Source organism: Sphingomonas sp. BL-S-05, assembly GCF_055521695.1.
This window is the reverse complement of record NZ_CM145499.1, coordinates 3389918-3409852: the sequence shown is the minus strand read 5'-3', so window position 1 is coordinate 3409852 and position 19935 is coordinate 3389918. Positions and strand designations below refer to the sequence as shown.

At 66.2% G+C, this 19935-nt stretch carries 19 protein-coding genes; 13 read left to right on the top strand and 6 right to left on the bottom strand.

Going from position 1 to position 19935, the window contains the following annotated elements; genetic code table 11:
* The first annotated feature begins 11 nt into the window (after positions 1 to 11).
* The 3 genes from groES (at position 12) to ACZ1JS_RS15880 (ending at position 3056) form a co-directional block, all read left to right on the top strand.
* Positions 12 to 299 (top strand): co-chaperone GroES, encoded by a 288-nt coding sequence (gene groES / locus ACZ1JS_RS15890; protein WP_066692772.1) that lies wholly within the window; start codon positions 12 to 14, stop codon positions 297 to 299.
* A 97-nt stretch (positions 300 to 396) separates the two neighbouring features.
* A complete protein-coding gene (groL, locus tag ACZ1JS_RS15885) occupies positions 397 to 2040 on the top strand; it encodes a chaperonin GroEL (protein ID WP_242120857.1) in 1644 nt (547 codons plus the stop codon).
* 254 nt (positions 2041 to 2294) lie between these two features.
* Positions 2295 to 3056, top strand: a complete 762-nt coding sequence (locus ACZ1JS_RS15880) for an EAL domain-containing protein (RefSeq protein WP_465166891.1) — start codon at positions 2295 to 2297, stop codon at positions 3054 to 3056.
* Between the two features lie 3 nt (positions 3057 to 3059).
* Here ACZ1JS_RS15880 and ACZ1JS_RS15875 read toward each other — a convergent pair whose 3' ends face one another.
* Positions 3060 to 3470: a DUF2147 domain-containing protein gene (locus ACZ1JS_RS15875; protein WP_465166890.1), complete on the bottom strand. Its 411-nt coding sequence runs from the start codon at positions 3468 to 3470 to the stop codon at positions 3060 to 3062.
* Complete coding sequence (locus tag ACZ1JS_RS15870; RefSeq protein ID WP_056001213.1) at positions 3467 to 3748, bottom strand: ETC complex I subunit; 282 nt, start codon at positions 3746 to 3748, stop codon at positions 3467 to 3469. Before ACZ1JS_RS15870 ends, ACZ1JS_RS15875 begins: the two co-directional genes overlap by 4 nt.
* Positions 3749 to 4049: 301 nt before the next feature.
* On the opposite strand from ACZ1JS_RS15870, the gene mdh reads away from it, so the two are divergent.
* From mdh to ACZ1JS_RS15825, 9 genes are all read left to right on the top strand, one after another.
* Positions 4050 to 5012 carry a malate dehydrogenase gene (gene mdh / locus ACZ1JS_RS15865; RefSeq protein ID WP_465166889.1) on the top strand — a complete coding sequence of 321 codons (963 nt, stop codon included), beginning with the start codon at positions 4050 to 4052 and terminating at the stop codon, positions 5010 to 5012.
* Positions 5013 to 5076: 64 nt separating this feature from the next.
* Positions 5077 to 5373 (top strand): GIY-YIG nuclease family protein, encoded by a 297-nt coding sequence (locus ACZ1JS_RS15860; protein WP_465166888.1) that lies wholly within the window; start codon positions 5077 to 5079, stop codon positions 5371 to 5373.
* A gap of 52 nt (positions 5374 to 5425) precedes the next feature.
* Positions 5426 to 6310, top strand: a complete 885-nt coding sequence (sucD, locus tag ACZ1JS_RS15855; RefSeq protein WP_056001204.1) for a succinate--CoA ligase subunit alpha — start codon at positions 5426 to 5428, stop codon at positions 6308 to 6310.
* Between the two features lie 76 nt (positions 6311 to 6386).
* Complete coding sequence (locus ACZ1JS_RS15850; protein WP_465166887.1) at positions 6387 to 9350, top strand: 2-oxoglutarate dehydrogenase E1 component; 2964 nt, start codon at positions 6387 to 6389, stop codon at positions 9348 to 9350.
* Between the two features lie 42 nt (positions 9351 to 9392).
* Positions 9393 to 10634, top strand: a complete 1242-nt coding sequence (odhB, locus tag ACZ1JS_RS15845) for a 2-oxoglutarate dehydrogenase complex dihydrolipoyllysine-residue succinyltransferase (protein WP_465166886.1) — start codon at positions 9393 to 9395, stop codon at positions 10632 to 10634.
* Between the two features lie 23 nt (positions 10635 to 10657).
* Positions 10658 to 11149, top strand: coding sequence for a DUF1877 family protein (locus tag ACZ1JS_RS15840; protein WP_465166885.1), 492 nt, complete (start codon positions 10658 to 10660; stop codon positions 11147 to 11149).
* A gap of 15 nt (positions 11150 to 11164) precedes the next feature.
* Positions 11165 to 12565 (top strand): dihydrolipoyl dehydrogenase, encoded by a 1401-nt coding sequence (gene lpdA / locus ACZ1JS_RS15835; RefSeq protein WP_465166884.1) that lies wholly within the window; start codon positions 11165 to 11167, stop codon positions 12563 to 12565.
* A gap of 168 nt (positions 12566 to 12733) precedes the next feature.
* Complete coding sequence (locus tag ACZ1JS_RS15830; protein WP_465168720.1) at positions 12734 to 14254, top strand: CpaF family protein; 1521 nt, start codon at positions 12734 to 12736, stop codon at positions 14252 to 14254.
* Positions 14245 to 15456 (top strand): aspartyl protease family protein, encoded by a 1212-nt coding sequence (locus ACZ1JS_RS15825; protein ID WP_465166883.1) that lies wholly within the window; start codon positions 14245 to 14247, stop codon positions 15454 to 15456. Before ACZ1JS_RS15830 ends, ACZ1JS_RS15825 begins: the two co-directional genes overlap by 10 nt.
* Here the strand turns inward: ACZ1JS_RS15825 and ACZ1JS_RS15820 are convergent.
* Positions 15450 to 16244: a c-type cytochrome gene (locus ACZ1JS_RS15820; RefSeq protein ID WP_465166882.1), complete on the bottom strand. Its 795-nt coding sequence runs from the start codon at positions 16242 to 16244 to the stop codon at positions 15450 to 15452. The two genes, ACZ1JS_RS15825 and ACZ1JS_RS15820, sit on opposite strands and share 7 nt — an antisense overlap.
* A 66-nt stretch (positions 16245 to 16310) precedes the next feature.
* The gene (locus tag ACZ1JS_RS15815) at positions 16311 to 16496 is read right to left on the bottom strand and encodes a hypothetical protein (RefSeq protein ID WP_465166881.1); all 186 of its coding nucleotides are present in this window, start codon (positions 16494 to 16496) and stop codon (positions 16311 to 16313) included.
* Positions 16497 to 16533: 37 nt separating this feature from the next.
* Here ACZ1JS_RS15815 and ACZ1JS_RS15810 point away from each other — a divergent pair, with 37 nt between their 5' ends.
* Positions 16534 to 17334, top strand: a complete 801-nt coding sequence (locus ACZ1JS_RS15810) for a class I SAM-dependent methyltransferase (RefSeq protein WP_465166880.1) — start codon at positions 16534 to 16536, stop codon at positions 17332 to 17334.
* Positions 17335 to 17476: 142 nt separating this feature from the next.
* Here ACZ1JS_RS15810 and ACZ1JS_RS15805 read toward each other — a convergent pair whose 3' ends face one another.
* Both ACZ1JS_RS15805 and sppA read right to left on the bottom strand, forming a co-directional pair.
* Positions 17477 to 18040 (bottom strand): GNAT family N-acetyltransferase, encoded by a 564-nt coding sequence (locus ACZ1JS_RS15805; RefSeq protein WP_242120888.1) that lies wholly within the window; start codon positions 18038 to 18040, stop codon positions 17477 to 17479.
* The gene (sppA, locus tag ACZ1JS_RS15800; RefSeq protein ID WP_465166879.1) at positions 18037 to 19920 is read right to left on the bottom strand and encodes a signal peptide peptidase SppA; all 1884 of its coding nucleotides are present in this window, start codon (positions 19918 to 19920) and stop codon (positions 18037 to 18039) included. The genes ACZ1JS_RS15805 and sppA overlap by 4 nt, the downstream gene beginning before the upstream one ends.
* Positions 19921 to 19935 lie beyond the last annotated feature (15 nt).

The following is a 19935-nucleotide window of genomic DNA, read 5'->3' as shown; positions in this document are numbered from 1 at the left end:
GGGAATCGCGCATGAACTTCCGTCCGCTGCACGACCGCGTGCTCGTCCGCCGCGTCGAAGCCGAGGAAAAGACGCTCGGCGGGATCATCATCCCCGACACCGCCAAGGAAAAGCCGCAGGAAGGCGAAGTCGTCGCCGCCGGCGCCGGTGCCAAGAACGACAAGGGCGAAGTCGCCCCGCTCGACGTCAAGGCCGGCGACCGCATCCTGTTCGGCAAGTGGTCGGGCACCGAGGTCAAGGTCAACGGCGAAGACCTGCTCATCATGAAGGAAAGCGACATCCTGGGGATCGTCGGCTGACCTGATTTTCGTCACCCCAGCACAGGCTGGGGTCTCCCTGTAACTGCAAGACTCCGGCCTTTGCTGGAGTGACGAACTCAAAGAAAGGGTAGCCACCATGGCAGCCAAGGACGTAAAATTCGGTCGTGACGCCCGCGAACGCATCCTGCGCGGCGTCGACATCCTCGCCGACGCGGTGAAGGTCACGCTGGGGCCGAAGGGCCGCAACGTCGTCATCGACAAGTCGTTCGGCGCGCCCCGCATCACCAAGGACGGTGTGTCGGTCGCCAAGGAAATCGAACTGAAGGACAAGTTCGAGAACATGGGCGCGCAGATGGTGCGCGAAGTGGCCTCGAAGACCAACGACATCGCGGGCGACGGCACCACCACCGCCACCGTGCTGGCCCAGGCGATCGTGCGCGAAGGCATGAAGTCGGTCGCCGCCGGCATGAACCCGATGGACCTGAAGCGCGGCATCGACATCGCCGTGACCAAGGTGGTCGAGGACGTGAAGTCGCGTTCGAAGCCCGTCTCGGGTTCGTCGGAAGTCGCGCAGGTCGGCATCATCTCCGCGAACGGCGACCGTGAAGTCGGCGAGAAGATCGCCGAAGCCATGGAAAAGGTCGGCAAGGAAGGCGTCATCACCGTCGAGGAGGCCAAGGGTCTCGAATTCGAACTCGACGTCGTCGAAGGCATGCAGTTCGACCGCGGCTATCTGTCGCCCTATTTCATCACAAACCCGGAAAAGATGCAGGTCGAACTCAACGACCCGTACATCCTGATCCACGAGAAGAAGCTGTCGTCGCTGCAGGCGATGCTGCCGATCCTCGAAGCGGTGGTGCAGTCGGGCCGTCCGCTGCTGATCATCGCCGAGGACATCGAAGGCGAAGCGCTGGCGACCCTCGTCGTCAACAAGCTGCGCGGCGGCCTGAAGGTCGCAGCGGTCAAGGCACCGGGCTTCGGCGATCGTCGCAAGGCGATGCTCGAAGACATCGCGATCCTGACCAAGGGCGAAGTCATCAGCGAAGATCTCGGCATCAAGCTCGAGACCGTCACGCTCGGCATGCTCGGCACCGCCAAGCGCGTCACGATCGACAAGGACAACACCACCATCGTCGATGGTGCCGGTGAAGCCGATGCGATCAAGGGCCGCACCGACGCGATCCGTCAGCAGATCGAAGTCACCTCGTCGGACTATGACCGCGAAAAGCTGCAGGAGCGTCTGGCGAAGCTCGCCGGTGGCGTCGCGGTGATCAAGGTCGGCGGTGCGACCGAGGTCGAGGTGAAGGAGCGCAAGGACCGCGTCGACGACGCGCTGCACGCGACCCGCGCGGCCGTCGAAGAAGGCATCGTCCCGGGCGGCGGCACCGCGCTGCTGTACGCGACCAAGGCGCTTGAAGGCGTGACCGGCGTGAACGACGACCAGACGCGCGGCGTCGACATCGTCCGCAAGTCGCTGACCGCGCTGGTGCGTCAGATCGCGCAGAATGCCGGCCATGACGGTGCGGTCGTCTCGGGCAAGCTGCTCGACCAGAGCGACACGTCGTTCGGCTTCAACGCCTCGACCGACCAGTATGAGAACCTCGTCGCCGCCGGCGTGATCGACCCGACCAAGGTCGTCCGCACCGCGCTGCAGAACGCGGCCTCGGTCGCCGGCCTGCTCATCACCACCGAAGCGACCGTTTCGGAACTGCCCGAGGACAAGGCTCCGGCCATGCCCGCCGGCGGCGGCATGGGCGGCATGGGCGGCATGGACTTCTGATTTTCGACCGGGGCAGGGAAACCTGCCCCGGACCGGAAATCAGAACGGCCGGCGGGTCGGCGGCTTCGCCCCGACCCGACCGACGGGCACCGGCTTCGCCGGTGCCGTGCCGATCCAGACCCAACAAAAAGGCCGGGAAGGGCCCCCCCTTCCCGGCCTTTCTGCGTCCGTCCTTCATCCGAAAAGCTGACGAAGATACTTCACACCCCGTTAGCGACTTGCGCGTACAGCGGCGGCAGACGGGAGAACTCCGAATGCCATCAGGTTGCGACGGTTGTCGCGCACGACAACAGGATTTCGCGATCGCGATGGCGTTCCAGCCGATCGTCGACGTCGAAACCGGCCTGCCCTTCGCCTATGAGGCCCTGGTCCGTGGCAGCGACGGACAAAGTGCGGCGAGCGTGCTGTCGAGCGTGACCCGCGAAAATCGCTACGCGTTCGACCAGCAATGTCGCGTCGCCGCGATCGAGGGCGCGGTCGCCGCCGGCATCCTCGACACCGACGCCCGGCTGTCGATAAACTTTTTGCCCAACGCGGTATATTCGCCAGTCGCCTGCATCCAAGTCACCCTCGCTAGCGCGCGCGCGAGCGGTCTGCCGACCGAACGATTGATCTTCGAGTTCACCGAGAACGAACAAATGGGCGATGTCGGTCATGTGCGGACGATCGTCGACGCCTATCGCCGGATGGGTTTCGCCACCGCGCTCGACGATTTCGGCGCCGGTCATGCCGGCTTGGGGCTGCTGGCACAGTTCCAGACCGACATGCTCAAACTCGACATGGATCTCATCCGCGGCATCGACGTCAGCACGCCCCGCCGCCTGATCGTCGAGGGGATGGTGCGGATCGCCACCTCGCTCGGCATGGCCATCATCGTCGAAGGGGTCGAGACGATCGAGGAATATGCCGTGCTGCGCGCGATCGGCATCCGCTTCATGCAAGGCTATCTGTTCGCCCGCCCGGAACTGCGCCGCCTGCCCGCAATCACCATGCCACGGATCGCGCAAGCCGCCTGATCGTCAGGCCGCCGGCTTCCACGTCTGCGTCTGGCACAGAAACGCGATACACCCCTGCACCTTCAACGTCCCGTCGCCATTGCGCGAAACGATCGACTTGTACATCTTGCCGTTGCGCGGATCATAGATCCGGCCGCGCCAGTCCTTTCCGGCATCGGTGAAACCACTGAGGATCGGCATCCCCAGAATCGGTCGCGAGCGCAGCGCCGGGTCGCTGTTGTTGACGTCGGTCTTCGGCGCGTTCGGCTCGGCCTTCAGGATACGGACCAGCTTGCCACACATGGTGGCGCCGCAGCGGCCGATCTCGATCACGCCCGAACCGTCCTCGGTGACGTAGCGCCCGGCGACGGGCGTCGCCGCCAGCGCGGGCATGGCGAGCAGCACGGCGGTCGCGGCGAGGCAGGTGCGGATCATTTGAAGTTGTCGGCGTAGGCTTGCAGCTTCAACTTGCGTTCCGGCGCCGGTACGACATGGAAATCGATCCCTTCGCGCTTCGCATAGTCGGTCGCCGCGTCGAGCGACGGGAAGCGCAGCTTCACCTGCTCGCGGGTGTCGCCCGATCCAGCCCAGCCGGTCAGCGGATCGGCCTGCTTCGGTTCGGCCGGTTCGAATTCGAGCATCCAGATCTGCGTCTTCGCACGACCCGACTGCATCGCGTTCTTGGGATATTGGTAGATACGGGCGTTGGGCATGGTCGAAACCTTGAGTAGCGATCGAATTTAAGGTCTGCATAGCAAAGCCCGCGCCGCTTGCCAGCAGAGTCGCACGTCCGAACGCATCGAATCACGCTTTGTCGCGTCGATTGGCCGACCTGGTGGCAAGTTTTCAGAGCACGTTCATACCGAACCTCGCATTTCCGCGAGATCCACGCCTTATTGCATTTGCGATCCATTATCGATAAGGCGCGCTTTAGGGTTGTTTCTCCCGCCAAAACGCCGTACAGCGCCCCCGTCGCGGCAGGACCGCGCCCGACTTGCTACGGAGAGAGACGTCTTGGCTCGCAAGAAGATCGCGCTGATCGGCGCTGGCAACATCGGCGGCACGCTCGCCCACCTCGCTGCCCTGAAGGGGCTGGGTGACATCGTACTGTTCGACGTCGTCGAAGGCGTGCCGCAGGGCAAGGCGCTCGACCTGTCGCAGTGCGGCCCCGTCGAAGGCTTCGACGCCACGATCACCGGCACCAACGACTATGCCGATATCGCAGGCGCGGACGTCATCATCGTCACCGCCGGCGTCGCCCGCAAGCCGGGCATGAGCCGCGACGACCTGCTCGGCATCAACCTGAAGGTGATGAAGGCGGTCGGCGAGGGCATCAAGAACAACGCCCCCGACGCGTTCGTCATCTGCATCACCAACCCGCTCGACGCGATGGTGTGGGCGCTGCGCGAATTCAGCGGCCTGCCGCACAACAAGGTCGTCGGCATGGCCGGCGTGCTCGACAGCGCGCGCTTCAGCCACTTCCTCGCGGACGAGTTCAAGGTGTCGGTCAAGGACGTCAACAGCTTCGTGCTGGGCGGCCATGGCGACACGATGGTCCCGGTCCTCGAATATTCGACCGTGTCGGGCATCCCGGTCACCGACCTGATCGAAATGGGCATGTCGACCAAGGAACGCGTCGACGCCATCGTCAAGCGCACCCGTGGCGGCGGCGGCGAGATCGTCGCGCTGCTCAAGACCGGTTCGGCCTTCTATGCGCCCGCGACCAGCGGCATCGCGATGGCCGAAGCCTATCTCTATGACCAGAAGCGCGTTCTGCCCTGCGCAGCGTATCTGTCGGGCGAATATGGCGTCGACGACCTGTATGTCGGCGTGCCCGTCGTGATCGGTGCCGGCGGCGTCGAGAAGATCGTCGAGGTGAAGCTGGGCGACGAAGCCAAGGCGAACCTTCAGGTCTCGGTCGACGCGGTCAAGGAACTGCTGGTCGCCTGCAAAGGGATCGACGAGACGTTGGCGTAAGCCGCCGTCCGCACGACAACCGTACCCCGGCGAAGGCCGGGGTCCAGTTGGGTGAAAGCTGCCGATGGAACGACCGGCGTTCGTCTACATCATGGCAAGCGGACGCAACGGCACGATCTACATCGGATCGACCACTGAGTTGGTGAAGCGCGTTTTTGACCACCGGAACGGTACGGTCGATGGATTCACCAAAGAACGGACATGTCATCGCCTCGTCTGGTTCGAGGTACATGACGACATCAATTCCGCCCGCCTGCGCGAGCGGCGAATGAAGGAATGGAAGCGAGCCTGGAAACTGCGCGAGATCGAAGGCCTAAATCCCGAATGGGACGACCTGTACGATCGGATCGCACGACCATGACCGCCTTCGCAACTGGACCCCGGCCTTCGCCGGGGTACGCTGGAGCAGACGCATGAGCATCCTCGTCAACAAGAACACCAAGGTCATCACCCAGGGGATGACCGGCGAAACCGGCAGCTTCCATACCAAGGCGGCGCTGGAATATGGCACGCAGATGGTCGGCGGCGTGACGCCGGGCAAGGGCGGCACCGAGCATCTCGGCCTCCCCGTCTACAACACCGTCGCCGAAGCCAAGTCGAAGACCGGCGCCGACGCCTCGGTCATCTATGTCCCGCCGCCCTTCGCCGCCGATTCGATCCTCGAAGCGATCGACGCCGAGATCCCGCTGATCGTCGCGATCACCGAGGGCATTCCGGTGCTCGACATGGTCAAGGTGAAGCGCGCGCTGTCGGGTTCGAAGTCGCGGCTGATCGGTCCGAACTGCCCGGGCGTGCTGACGCCGGGCGAGTGCAAGATCGGCATCATGCCGGGTTCAATCTTCAAGAAGGGCAGCGTCGGCGTCGTCTCGCGCTCGGGCACGCTGACCTATGAAGCGGTGTTCCAGACCTCGAACGCGGGCCTCGGCCAGACGACCGCCGTCGGCATCGGTGGCGACCCGGTCAATGGCACCAACTTCATCGACGTGCTGGAGCTGTTCCTAGCCGACGACGAGACCCAGTCGATCATCATGATCGGCGAGATCGGCGGCGACGCGGAAGAACAGGCCGCACAGTTCCTGATCGACGAAGCCAAGCGTGGCCGCAAGAAGCCGATGGCCGGCTTCATCGCGGGCCGCACCGCGCCTCCGGGCCGTCGCATGGGCCATGCCGGCGCGATCGTGTCGGGCGGCAAGGGCGATGCGGAAAGCAAGATCGCGGCGATGGAAGCCGCCGGCATCAAGGTCGCGGCGAGCCCCAGCGAGCTGGGTTCGACGCTGCTCGAAGTGCTGAACGGTTGAAGGTGACTTGCCCCGTGCCGCCAAGCGCACGGGGCACCGCCCGGTTGAACCGGGCAAAAGCGGACAGGATGTGACCATGGGCTACGAAGGCCAGGATTTCGACATCGCCGCCGGCGTCAGCCCGGCATTCGTGGAAACGCTCTATGGTCGCTACCGCGAGGATCCCTCGTCGGTCGATGCCGGCTGGCGCCAGTGGTTCGAAGGGCTGGAGGGCGCGACGCAGCATCCCAGCTGGGCGAGCAAGCGCTGGCCGCTGACCGACACCGACGAGCTGACCGCCGCGCTCGACCCGACCCAGATGGAGCCGGCGCCCAAGCCCGCGCGCGGCGGCAAGCCCGCCCCGGCCGCCGCGGCTCCGGCCGCGCCCAAGGTCGACGTGGCGAAGGCCGCGGGCGACGCGATCCGCGCGCAGATCCTGATCCGCACCTACCGCGTGCGCGGCCATCTTGCTGCCAATCTTGATCCGCTCGGCCTCGCCCGTCGCGAACTGCCCGAAGACCTGCGCACCGAATATCACGGCTTCTCCGATGCCGAGATCGACACGCCGGTCTATCTCGGCGGCACGCTCGGGCTCGAATGGGCGACCGTGCGCGAGATCGTCGACATCCTGCGCGCCAATTACTGCGGCAATGTCGGCCTCGAATATATGCACATCGCGGACGTCGAGGAACGCAAGTTCCTGCAGGACCGGATGGAAGGCCGCGACAAGGCGATCCAGTTCACCCCCGAAGGCAAGAAGGCGATCCTCGCCAAGGTCATCGAGGCGGAACAGTGGGAGAAGTTCCTCGGCCGCAAATATGTCGGCACGAAGCGCTTCGGCCTCGACGGCGGTGAATCGATGATCCCGGCGCTCGAAGCGGTCATCAAATATGGTGGCCAGCTCGGCGTGCGCGAGATCGTGTACGGCATGGCGCATCGCGGCCGCCTGAACGTGCTGACCAACGTGATGGCCAAGCCGTTCCGCGTCCTGTTCCACGAATTCGCGGGCGGCAGCGCCAACCCCGACGATATCGGCGGGTCGGGCGACGTGAAATATCACCTCGGCACCTCGACCGACCGCAGCTTCGACGACGTGTCGGTGCACATGTCGCTGGTCGCCAACCCCAGCCATTTGGAAGCGGTCAACCCGGTCGTGCTGGGCAAGGTGCGCGCGCAGCAGACCTTCCGCGGCGACCTCGAAAAGCACGAGCAGGTGCTGCCGGTCCTGATCCATGGCGACGCGGCGTTCGCGGGTCAGGGGATCGTGTGGGAATGCCTCGGCTTCTCCGGCATCCGCGGCTACAATACCGGTGGCTGCGTCCACTTCATCATCAACAACCAGGTCGGCTTCACCACCAGCCCGCAATTCGCGCGCTCGTCGCCCTATCCGTCGGACGTGGCGAAGGGCGTGCAGGCGCCGATCTTCCACGTCAACGGCGACGATCCCGAAGCGGTGACCTTCGCCACCAAGATGGCGATCGAGTTCCGTCAGGCGTTCAAGCGCGACATCGTCATCGACATGTGGTGCTATCGCCGCTTCGGCCATAACGAAGGCGACGAACCGTCCTTCACCCAGCCGCTGATGTACGCGAAGATCAAGGGCCATCCCGGCGTCAGCGACATCTATGGCAAGCGGTTGCAGGAAGAAGGCGTGATCGACGGCGAATTCGTCGCCGCCAAAACCGCCGAGTTCACCCAACTGCTCGAAGGCGAGTTCGAAAACGCCAAGAGCTACAAGCCCAACCGCGCCGACTGGTTCGCCGGTCGCTGGTCGGGCCTGCACGCGCCGATGGATGCCGAAGGGTCGCGCCGTTCGGTCGACACCGGCATCGAACAGAAGCTGTTCGACTCGCTCGGCCGCACGCTGACCACGATTCCCGACAGCATCCAGGTCCACAAGACGCTGTCGCGTGTGCTCGACGCCAAGCGCGCCATGTTCGCCAATGGCGAAGGCTTCGACTGGGCGACCGCCGAGGCACTGGCCTTCGGTTCGCTGCTGTCGGAAGGCTTCGGCGTTCGCCTGTCGGGTCAGGATTCGGGTCGCGGCACCTTCTCGCAGCGCCACGCGGTGTGGGTCGACCAGACCGACGAGCATAAGTATGTGCCGCTCAACAATATCGAGCATGGCAGCTTCGAGGTGCTCGACAGCCCGCTTAGCGAATATGGCGTGCTCGGCTTCGAATATGGCTATGCGCTCGCCGATCCGAAGGCGCTGGTCATCTGGGAAGCGCAGTTCGGCGATTTCGCCAACGGTGCGCAGATCATGATCGATCAGTTCATCGCGGCGGGCGAGGCCAAGTGGCTGCGCGCCAACGGCCTCGTGATGATGCTGCCGCACGGCTATGAAGGTCAGGGACCGGAGCATAGCTCGGCGCGTCTCGAACGCTTCCTGCAACTGTGCGCGGGCGACAATATGCAGGTCGCCAACGTGACTTCGCCGGCGAACCTGTTCCACCTGCTGCGTCGTCAGATGCATCGCAATTTCCGCAAGCCGCTGGTCATCATGACGCCCAAGTCGCTGCTGCGGCACAAGCTGGCGGTGTCGAAGACCAAGGACTTCCTGCCGGGTACGCACTTCAAGCGGCTGCTGTCCGATCCGTCGGCACCGAGCGATGCGAACACGACCCGGCTGGTGCTGTGTTCGGGCAAGGTCGCGTTCGACCTGATCGAAGCGCGCGATGCGGCCGGCGATACGCAGACCCAGATCGTCCGCGTGGAACAAATTTATCCGTTCCCGTCGGATGCGCTGGTCGAGCGGCTGAAGCGCCTGCCCAACCTGACCGACGTGGTCTGGGCACAGGAAGAGCCGAAGAACAACGGTTCGTGGTTCCTGGTCGAACCGGCGATCGAGGAAGCATTGGCCGAGGCCGGTGCCCCGGTCGCACGCGCCCGCTATGCCGGTCGCGCGGCGGCGGCATCGCCCGCCACCGGGCTGATGAAGCGGCACCAGGCCGAACAGGGCGCGCTGGTCGCCGATGCACTCGGCCACAATGTCCGCGACGAAATCCGCCGCACCCGTCAGGCCGAGGGCGAACGCGCCACCGGCAAGGCCGCATCCTAACCGTGTTATTACCCCCGACACGGGGGAGATGAGGAAGATCCGATGGCAACCGAAGTTCTGGTCCCCACGCTGGGCGAATCTATCACCGAAGCGACGCTGGGCGAATGGTTGAAGAAGCCCGGTGAGGCGGTCGCCGCCGACGAACCGATCGCCAGCCTCGAAACCGACAAGGTGTCGGTCGAGGTGCCGGCACCCGTGGCGGGCGTCATGGGGCAGCACGCCGTGCAGCCCGGCGACACCGTGTCGGTCGGTGCGATGATCGCGACGATCGAATCGGGCGACGGCGCCGCCGCTGCCCCGAAGGCGGAAGCCGCTCCGGCACCCGCCGCCGCCACGCCTGCCCCTGCCCCGGCCGCTGCGCAGCAGGCTCCGACCGGCGGCGACAGCAATGTCGACGCCGCCGCGCTGTCGCCGTCGGTGCGTCGCGCGATCCTCGAACACGGCGTCGACCCGGCCAAGGTCAAGGGCACCGGTCGCGACGGCCGCATCACCAAGGAAGACGTGGTCGCCGCCGCCGGTGACAAGTCGGCCGCCGCCGCGCCGGCTGCCGCCGCCGCTGCGCCGGCCGCCAGCGCCGCCCCGGCGCGTGGCGAGGAACGCGTCAAGATGACGCGCCTGCGCCAGACGATCGCCCGCCGCCTGAAGGAAGCGCAGGACAATGCCGCGCTGCTCACCACCTTCAACGACGTCGACATGACGGCGGTGATCGAGGCACGCGCCAAGTACAAGGACCTGTTCGAGAAGAAGCATGGCGTCCGCCTTGGCTTCATGGGCTTCTTCGTGAAGGCCGCGACGATGGCGCTGAAGGACATTCCGGCGGTCAACGCGCAGATCCAGGGCGATGAGATCGTCTACCACGACTATGCCGACATCTCGGTCGCGGTCAGCGCGCCGCAGGGTCTGGTCGTCCCGGTCATCCGCGACGCCGACAAGCTGTCGGTCGCGGGCGTCGAAAAGACGATCGGCGATTTCGGCAAGCGCGCCAAGGACGGCACGCTGAAGATGGACGAGATGAAGGGCGGTACCTTCACCATCTCGAACGGCGGCGTGTTCGGGTCGCTGATGTCGACCCCGATCATCAACCCGCCGCAGTCGGCGGTGCTGGGCCTGCACCGCATCGAGGAACGCCCGGTCGTCCGTAACGGACAGGTCGTGGTGCGTCCGATGATGTACCTCGCGCTCAGCTACGACCATCGCCTGATCGACGGCCGCGAGGCAGTGACCTTCCTCGTCGCACTGAAGAACGCGATCGAGGATCCGACCCGCCTGCTGATCGACCTCTAAGGGCGAACGCGAAACCGATGGGCATGGTGATCTATCTGCGTCGGGCCGGCGATGCCGACATCGACCGGCTGGTCGCCGACCCATCGGTGTTCGAGGATTTCCTGTTCGAGGAAGGCGTCGAGAATCTCGATTTCCTCGACCTCGGCGAAGCGTGGCACGCGGTCCATTATCTGCTGACCGGATCGGCCGAGGATGTAGGGCACACGCTCGGCATCATCATCGCCGCGCTGCCCGAACTGGGCGCCGACGAGAATGGCGAGGGCGGGATCGGCCTGCTTGCGCCGCCGCTGATGCAGGCGTTCGCCGACGCGCTCGACAAGATCGATGACGCCACGCTGGCGGGCCGTTTCGACCCCCGTGCGATGGCGAAGGCCGATGTCTATATGGCGGACAGTTTCGGCAGTGCCGACACGCTTGATTATGTGATGCAGGGGATACCGGCCCTGCGACAATTTGCGGCACAATGCCGCCGTACCGGCGACGGCGCGATCCGCGTGATCGCCCACAACGACTAGGACGGGATAGAGACTATGGCTGAATATGACTTCGACGTCCTCGTGATCGGTGCCGGCCCCGGCGGCTATGTCGCGGCGATCCGCGCGGCGCAGCTCGGGCTGAAGACCGCCTGCGCAGAAGGCCGCGAGACGCTGGGCGGGACCTGCCTCAACGTCGGGTGCATCCCGTCCAAGGCGCTGCTGCACGCCTCCGAACTGTACGAGGAAGCGACCGGCGGCCATCTCGCCAAGTTCGGCGTCGAGATCCAGGGTGCGTCGCTCAACCTCGACCAGATGCATGCCGAAAAGAAGAAGGCGGTCGGCGAGCTGACCGGCGGCATCGAATATCTGTTCAAGAAGAACAAGGTCGAATGGCTGAAGGGCTATGCGTCGTTCGAGAACGACCATAGCGTCAAGGTCGGCGATCGCACCGTCACCGCGCGCGATATCGTCATCGCCACCGGTTCGTCGGTCACCCCGCTGCCGGGCGTGGCCGTAGACAATGACGCGGCGGTCATCGTCGATTCGACCGGTGCCCTCGCGCTGCCCAAGGTGCCCGAGCATCTGGTGGTGATCGGCGGCGGCGTGATCGGCCTCGAACTCGGCAGCGTGTGGCGCCGTCTGGGTGCCAAGGTGACCGTGGTCGAATATGCCGACCAGATCCTGCCCGGCTTCGATGGCGAAGTCCGCAAGGAATCGGCCAAGCTGTTCAAAAAGCAGGGCATGGACCTCAAGACCTCGACCAAGGTCACCGGCGCGTCGGTCGATGGCGGCACCGCCACGCTGACGCTGGAACCGGCGGCGGGTGGCGAGGCGACGACGCTGACCGCCGATGCGGTGCTGGTGTCGATCGGCCGCCGCGCCAACACCGAACATCTCGCGCTCGACAAGGCCGGGCTGTCGGTCAACCAGCGCGGACAGGTCGATATCGACGACGAATTCCGCACCAAGGTCGACGGCATCTGGGCGATCGGCGACGTGGTGCATGGGCCGATGCTGGCGCACAAGGCCGAGGACGAGGGCGTCGCGGTTGCCGAATTCATCGCCGGCCAGACCGGCATCGTGAACCACGACGTGATCCCGAGCGTGGTCTACACCATGCCCGAAATCGCGGGCGTCGGCCTGACCGAAGAAGCCGCCAAGGAAAAGGGCGAGGTGAAGGTCGGCAAGTTCCCGTTCGCCGCCAACAGCCGCGCCAAGACCAACCGCGACACCGACGGCTTCGTGAAGGTCATCGCCGATGCCAAGACCGACCGCGTGGTCGGCGTGTGGATCGTTTCGAGCCTCGCCGGCACGATGATCGCGCAGGCGGCGCAGGCGATGGAATTCGGCGCGACCAGCGAGGACATCGCCTACACCTGCCTCGCACACCCGACCCATGCCGAGGCGCTCAAGGAAGCGGCGATGGCGGTGCAGGGCAAGCCGATCCACATCTGATCGGGTCCGCGAACGCGACATTGGGGGGCGGGGCATGGCGACATGCTCCGCCTTTCGCGTCTACGCCCTACCGGTCGTAGTTAGGCAATTGTAGAAACTTCCCCCCTAGCCTGCCCGTCACGAATCAGAAGGGTGGCGGGCGTGAACGCATTCGGACGGCGGAGCGGCATGAGCGGGGCGGGCGGCGGCAGGCCGTCCTTCGGAGTGGCGCGGCCGATGCAGGGATCGGGGCCGGCGCGTGCCGCCGATCTCGACCTCGGCTCGCAATTCCCGCCGCTGACCCAGATACCGCTGTCGGGCGACGATTTCGCGCCGATGCCCGGCGAACAGGCCGGCAGCCTGCCCCAGGGGGTGGGCGACGCGATGCAGCGGCTCGCCGATCGGCAGGCGCTGTCGGGCGAGGCGGGCAACAGCCGCGTCGAGGGGTTCGAATCGTCGATCCACCGCATCAAGGAACAGGTGCTGCCGCGCCTGCTCGAACGCGTCGATCCCGAAGCCGCCGCGACGCTCAGCAAGGACGAGCTGGCCGAGGAATTCCGGCCGATCGTGGGCGAGGTGCTGGCCGAATTGAAGCTGACGCTGAACCGGCGCGAGCAGTTCGCGCTGGAAAAGGTGCTGGTCGACGAGCTGCTGGGGCTGGGTCCGCTCGAGGAACTGCTCGCCGATCCGGCGGTCAGCGACATCATGGTCAACGGCCCCGAACAGACCTTCGTCGAGCGCAAGGGCAAGCTGGAGCTGGCCAATATCGCGTTTCGCGACGAGGAGCATCTGTTCCAGATCGCGCAGCGCATCTGCAATTCGGTCGGGCGCCGCGTCGATCAGACCACGCCGCTGGCCGATGCCCGGCTGAAGGACGGCAGCCGCGTAAACGTGATCGTGCCGCCGCTCAGCCTGAAGGGCACGGCGATCTCGATCCGCAAATTCTCGGCGAAGCCGATCACCATCGACATGATGGCCGGCTTCGGATCGATGAGCAAGGAAATGGCCACCGCGCTGAAGGTCGCGGGCGCCAGCCGGTTCAATATCGTCATCTCCGGCGGCACCGGCTCGGGCAAGACGACGATGCTCAACGCCCTGTCGAAGATGATCGACCCCGGCGAGCGCGTGCTGACCATCGAGGATGCCGCCGAACTGCGCCTGCAACAGCCGCACTGGCTGCCGCTCGAAACCCGCCCGCCCAATCTGGAAGGGCAAGGCGAGGTCACCATCCGCGATCTGGTGAAGAACGCGCTGCGTATGCGCCCGGACCGGATCATCCTCGGCGAAATTCGCGGCAGCGAGTGTTTCGACCTGCTCGCGGCGATGAATACCGGCCATGACGGATCGATGGCGACGCTCCACGCCAACTCCCCGCGCGAATGCCTCGCGCGGATGGAGAATATGGTGATGATGTCGGACATCAAGGTACCGAAGGAAGCGATCAGCCGTCAAATCGCGGACTCGGTCGATCTGGTGGTGCAGGTCAAACGCCTGCGCGACGGTTCGCGCCGCGTGACCAACATCACCGAAGTGATCGGGATGGAAGGCCCGGTGATCGTCACCCAGGAATTGTTCAAGTTCGAATATCTGGACGAAAGCGCCGACGGCAAGATCATCGGCGAATATCGGTCGATGGGGATGCGCCCCTATACGCTCGACAAGGCACGGCAATATGGCTTCGACCAGGCATTGCTGGAGGCGTGCCTGTAGCGCCGATCGAACGCGCGTCCTACATCCGGGCGGTGTTGTTTCGCCTGATCCTCGCGCTGCTGCTCTGCGCGCCCGCCGCTGCCCATGCGCAAGGCACGCTGTCCGCCGATGCCGAGGCGCGCTGGGTGCCGTTCACGCTGACGGCCGCCAACCATCTGCGCTTTGCGATGACGATCGACGGCGTCGCGGCGCAGGCGCTGCTCGACACCGGGCTGAACCATAGTGCGGTCAGCCGGGAGTTCGCCCGGCGGGCGAAGCTGACCATCGATACGAAGGACGCCGCCGCCGGAGTCGCGCTGGGCGGATCGATCCGGGTCGACTGGGCAGCGACCAGGGCGGTGGCATTCGGCGCGCTCAGCCGCAGCGGTGGACGCGTGGCGGTGATCGACCTGCCGAAACTGCTCGCCAGCGCGTCGGGCGATGCCGACATGTTGGTGGGAACCGACCTGATCGGGCCGCACGCGCTCGACATCGATTTCGCCAATCGCCGTTTCCGGCTGTTGCCGAGCGGGCGGATGCCGTTCACCGGTACCCGCGTGCCGATGTCGCGGCAGTCGGACACCGGCCTGTACCTGACGCAGGCGACGCTCGGTCGTACCCGCATTCGCCCCTTGCTGGTCGATACCGGCGACGGCGGGGCGCTCAGCATCGCCCGCAGCCAGTGGCGGGCGGCAGCGGTCAAGGGCGCGCGCGTCACGTCGACCATCGCCTATGGCGCAGGCGGGGTGGTCGATGCCGGACTGACCGTGACCGACGCCGTGGCACTGGGTGGGCTAAGGACCGGTCCGATCGAACTCAGGATCGAAGCGGATGGCGGCTTCGCCAAACAGGTCCGAGTCGCCGGGCGGATCGGCACCGGCCTGCTGCTGCGCTACCGCGTGCTGCTCGATCCGGGGGCCGGACAGATGCTGCTCTCGCCAAATCCCGCCGCCCCGCCCGCCCCGCTCAAATCGACCAGCGGGCTGCTGCTCGGCTATGACCGGGCGCGGCTGCGCGTGTTGCACGTCATGGCCGGCAGCCCGGCGGCCAAGGCGGGGTGGAAGGCCGACGAACTGATCTGCCAGGTCGATGGGCAGGCGGTGGCGCTGACCCCCGATGGCGGGGTCGATGTCCGCTGGGGCACCGATGCGCCGGGCCGCGTCGTGCGGCTGACCCTGTGCGATGGCGCGACGAGGACGCTGACGCTGGCGCGCTTCTACTGAACGCGCGGCGTTGCGCCGCTACCCGGCACCGCCGCTCTGGCGACCAGATATGCCTGGATCGCCGCCATCTCCTGCCGGGTCAGGCTCGACAGCCGCTTGCGCGCCTCTTGCGCCATGTCGCCGGCGGGCTGGCCGTTGCGGTTGATGCCGGTCGTCAGCAGGCGCGCGAACTCGCCCGGCGTATAGGCGGCGGCGATCGACAGGTCCGGCGGATCGCCCGGACGCGGATCGCGTGGACCCGACAGCTCCGGTCCGTGGCATTCGGCACAGGCGATCGTCGCCAGATAGCGTCCCTGCCGGAACCGGTCGTCCAGCACAACCGGTTGGCGCGCCTTCAGCCGTTCGGCCTGCGTCGCCGAATCCCGAAACCCATGCTCCATCGCCACCGCGAACATCGGGCCGCGTCGGATCGGCGGATGGTCGGTGCCGCCCGGCGGGACGGTGCGCAGCCATGCGATCAGGTCGCGCAGGTCATCGTCCGATAGCTGGCGTTGCGCGAACGTCGGCATGAACCAGAGCGCACTGCCATCCGGGCGGCGTCCGCTGCGCAGTACCTGTTCGATCTGCCGATCGGACCAGCGCGGCAGGATGCGCGACAGGTTGCTGCTCCACGCAAGGGCGAATTGCAGGTCTTCCTCGAACAAATGGCCGTCGAGCTTCGCGCCATGACAACTGGTGCAGCCCATTACCGTCGCCAGCCGATGGCCATGGTCGATATCGGCCGATCGCCGTGTCGTCCCGCACCCGGCCAGCAGCAACAGTGCGGCAACCATTCCCCATGATCGCATGACGTCCCCCCGACGCATCCTGTCGGGGACAGGATAGCAGCTTTGCGACCGGTCGGATATCGTGCCCTATTTCTGCGCCAGCGCCATCGCGACGCTGAACACCATCAGCAACACCGCCAGCAGTTGCAGCAGCGTCCATGGTACCCACCCGACCCGATCGGGATCGCGCCTGCGGCTGCGGCGGCGTTCGGCCAGTACCGAACCGGCGAAGAGCATCGCCGCGCCCGCCGCAATAGTCCATAACATCATCATCCTATCGTCCACCCAGCGCCCCTTTCGGAGAATCGCCATGCGTCGAACCGCCCTGTTGCTGCCAGCGTTAAGTGTCGCGCTGCTCGCCCTGACCCCGGCCCCGGCACAGGCGCCGCGCGGGCCGATCGCCGCCGCCATCGCTTCGCCGCTGCGCGATCCGGCGAATACGCCCCGCGACCGCTATCGCCATCCGGCCGAGACGCTGGCCTTCTTCGGGGTGAAGCCGACCGATACGGTGGTCGAGATCTGGCCGGGCAATGGCTGGTACAGCGAAATCCTCGCGCCGATGCTGCGCGAAAACGGTCGCTATGTCGCCGCCGGTCCGCTGCCGCGGACGGCCGAGATGCTGACGAAGCTGCAGGCGCGCGACGCGACCGCGTTCGGCAAGGCGCAGGCCGTCGCCTTCCCGACCGATGCCGGACGGGCCGGCGTGCCCGACGGCATGGCGGACAAGGTGCTGACCTTCCGCAACGTCCATAACTGGCGCTTCGGCGGCGCGGATCAGGCGCAGGCGGCGTTCAATGCGATGTTCCGGATGTTGAAGCCGGGCGGTGTGCTGGGTGTGGTCGAACACCGGCTGCCGGAAAGCCGCGATGCCGCCGCTGAGGAAAAGTCGGGTTATATGAAGGAAAGCTCGGTGATCGCCTTTGCGACCAAGGCCGGGTTCAAGCTCGCAGGCAAGTCGAACGTCAACGCCAACCCGAAGGACACCGCCGATTGGCCGCAGGGCGTGTGGACGCTGCCGCCGACCTATCGGCTGAAAGATGTCGACCGCGCGAAATATGCCGCGATCGGCGAGAGCGACCGGATGACGCTGCGCTTCGTCAAGCCGAAGTGAAGGCTCGGGGCGGGATTATACCCGCCCCCACCAACCCCGGCTGGTTCGAGCATATCGCGAATCGCAGTCGAGAGGAGGATTGCTCCACCCAGCGCCTTCTCGACTGCGCGCAAAGGCTGCTCGAACCGAAGGGGAACAGGGTTCAGCTTCGAACGACCCCGGTTTCGCGGAATGGTCGCGGCTCCTTCGGCGGAACCGTCCCTTCGTTCAGCCGGCATTGCCAGAAGCCGACATCGATCCAGCGGCCCTGTTTGAAGCCGACCTCGCGGTACACACCCGCGCGGCGGAAGCCGACCGCTTCGTGCAGCGTGATCGACGCGTCGTTGGGGAGCGACAGCACGCCGATCGCCTGGGTAAAGCCTTGCGCGCGCAGCGTGTCGATCAGCGCTTCGTACAACAGCCGCCCCGTCCCCTTCTGCTGCGCGCTGCCGGCCATGTAGATCGAGGTTTCGACGACATAGCGATAGGCGGGCCGTTCGCGGAACTTCGTCGCATAGGCATAGCCGAGCACGGCATCGCCATCCGCCTCGCCCGTCGTCGCGACCAGCCACGGATAGAAGCCGTCGCTGGCGGCCATGCGGTGGCGGATCGCGCGGGTGTCGGGCGCCTCGGTTTCGAACGACACCGTGCCGCCCAGCACATAGGGCGCATAGATTGCGGCGATCGCGGCGGCGTCCTCGGGCCGGGCGGCGCGGATCGCGATCATAGGCCCAGCCGCGCCACGATCAGGTCGAACAGCGACGCATCGTCGGGCGACGGGGTGACCGGCCCCAGCCCGGCGCATTCGAGGCAACGCGCCTGCACGCCGGTTCGCGCGGTGAGCATCCGGCGGGCGTCGCCCAGCGCCTGTGCCATCAGCGCGCGCTGTTCGATCGCGGCGGCACCGAGCAGATCGGTGGCGGCGTCGGTCGTCTCGCCCTTCTCACGATCGGCAAAACCCTTCATCAGCTTTTCGAAAGCGCTGGGTTCGCGGTCGAGATAGACGGCGCGCGCCTTGGCGGGGTCGAGCTTCGCGCGGCGCGCGGCCTCGGCGACGGCATCGCCCAGATTGCCGAAGCGGTCGACCAGCCCCAGTTGCCGCGCGGTGCCGCCGTCCCAGACCCGGCCCTGTCCGATCTGATCAACCCGCTGCGGCGTCAGCTTGCGCGAAGCGGCGACAAGGCCGGTGAAGCGGCGATAGATATCCTCGACATTGCCCTGCATGATCGCATCGAACGCCGGGCTGGTCCCGCGCATCACGTCGGGCTGTCCGCTCAAGGGCGTGGTGGCGACGCCATCGGCGGTGACACCGATTTTGGCGAGGGTGTTTTCGAAGGTCGGGATGACGCCGAATACGCCGATCGACCCGGTGATGGTATTGGGTTCGGCGAAGATCACATCACCTGGCGTCGACACCCAATAGCCGCCCGATGCGGCGAGGCCGCCCATCGAGACCACGACCGGAATCTTGCTGACCTGTTTCGCCTGCAGGATCGCCTGTCGGATGCGTTCGGAGGCGAGCACCGACCCGCCCGGCGAATCGACGCGGACGACCAGCGCCTTCAGATTCTTGGTGGCGAGACCGTCGAGCAGCAGCTTGGCGATGGTGTCGCCGCCCGCCGTCCCCGCCTTCGCCTCGCCATCGACGATCGTGCCGGCGACGGTGATGACGCCGACCGCGTCGCCGCCGGTCGGGACCGGGTTCGCCGCCAGCCAGTTGTCGTACTTGATCGTGCGGAAGCTGCCCGCGCCCTTGCCCTTGTCCTCGCCCGCCAGTGCGGCGACGCGGTTGCCGAAGGCGATGCGGTCGCCGAGCTGGTCGACAAGGCCGCCGCGCAGATTGGCCTGGGCGATATCGCCGCCCGCCGCCTGCACCGTTTCCGCCGGGCGGGTCAGGAAGGCGTCGATCTGCGCCTTGGGCCGCGCCTTCTGCACCGCCGCGCGCCATTGGTCGAAGATCGCGCCGTACAGCGCCTGATTGGCGGCACGCGCCGGTTCGGACTGGTCCGCGCGGGTGAAGGGTTCGACAGCGGACTTAAATTGCCCGACGCGGTAGACATGCGCATTGACGCCAAGCCTGTCGATCAACCCCTTGTAATATGGCTGTGAGCCGCCGGGGCCGCGGAACAGCGTGCCGCCGAACGGATTTTCCCAGATCTCGCTGGCGTTGGACGCAATGCGATAGCCGCCATCGGTGTAGAGCGTGGCATAGGCCAATACCGGCTTGCCCGCCGCGCGCACCCGCGCGACCGCGTCGCCGACCTCGGCCAGCGCGGACGGATAGCCGCCGGCGAACTTGTCGAGGTCGAGCACCACGACCTTGACCCGCGAATCGCCCTTTGCCGCATCGAGTGCGCGGACCACGTCGCGCAGGCGCAGTTGCTGCGCGACCGGCTGGCCGCTGAGCAGCGCGACCGGATCGGCCTCAGCAGGTTGCTCAACGATCGATCCCGACAGGTCGAGCAGCAGCGCGCCATCGGTCACCCGGGTATTGGGGCGGCTCGACAGGGCCGCGAACAGACCGCCGAAGAACAGCAGCATCAGGATCAGGACCAGTGCGTCCTTAATCCCGACCAGCAGCTTCCACGCACCCCGGACCAGTTTCACGGCAATTCCTTCGTT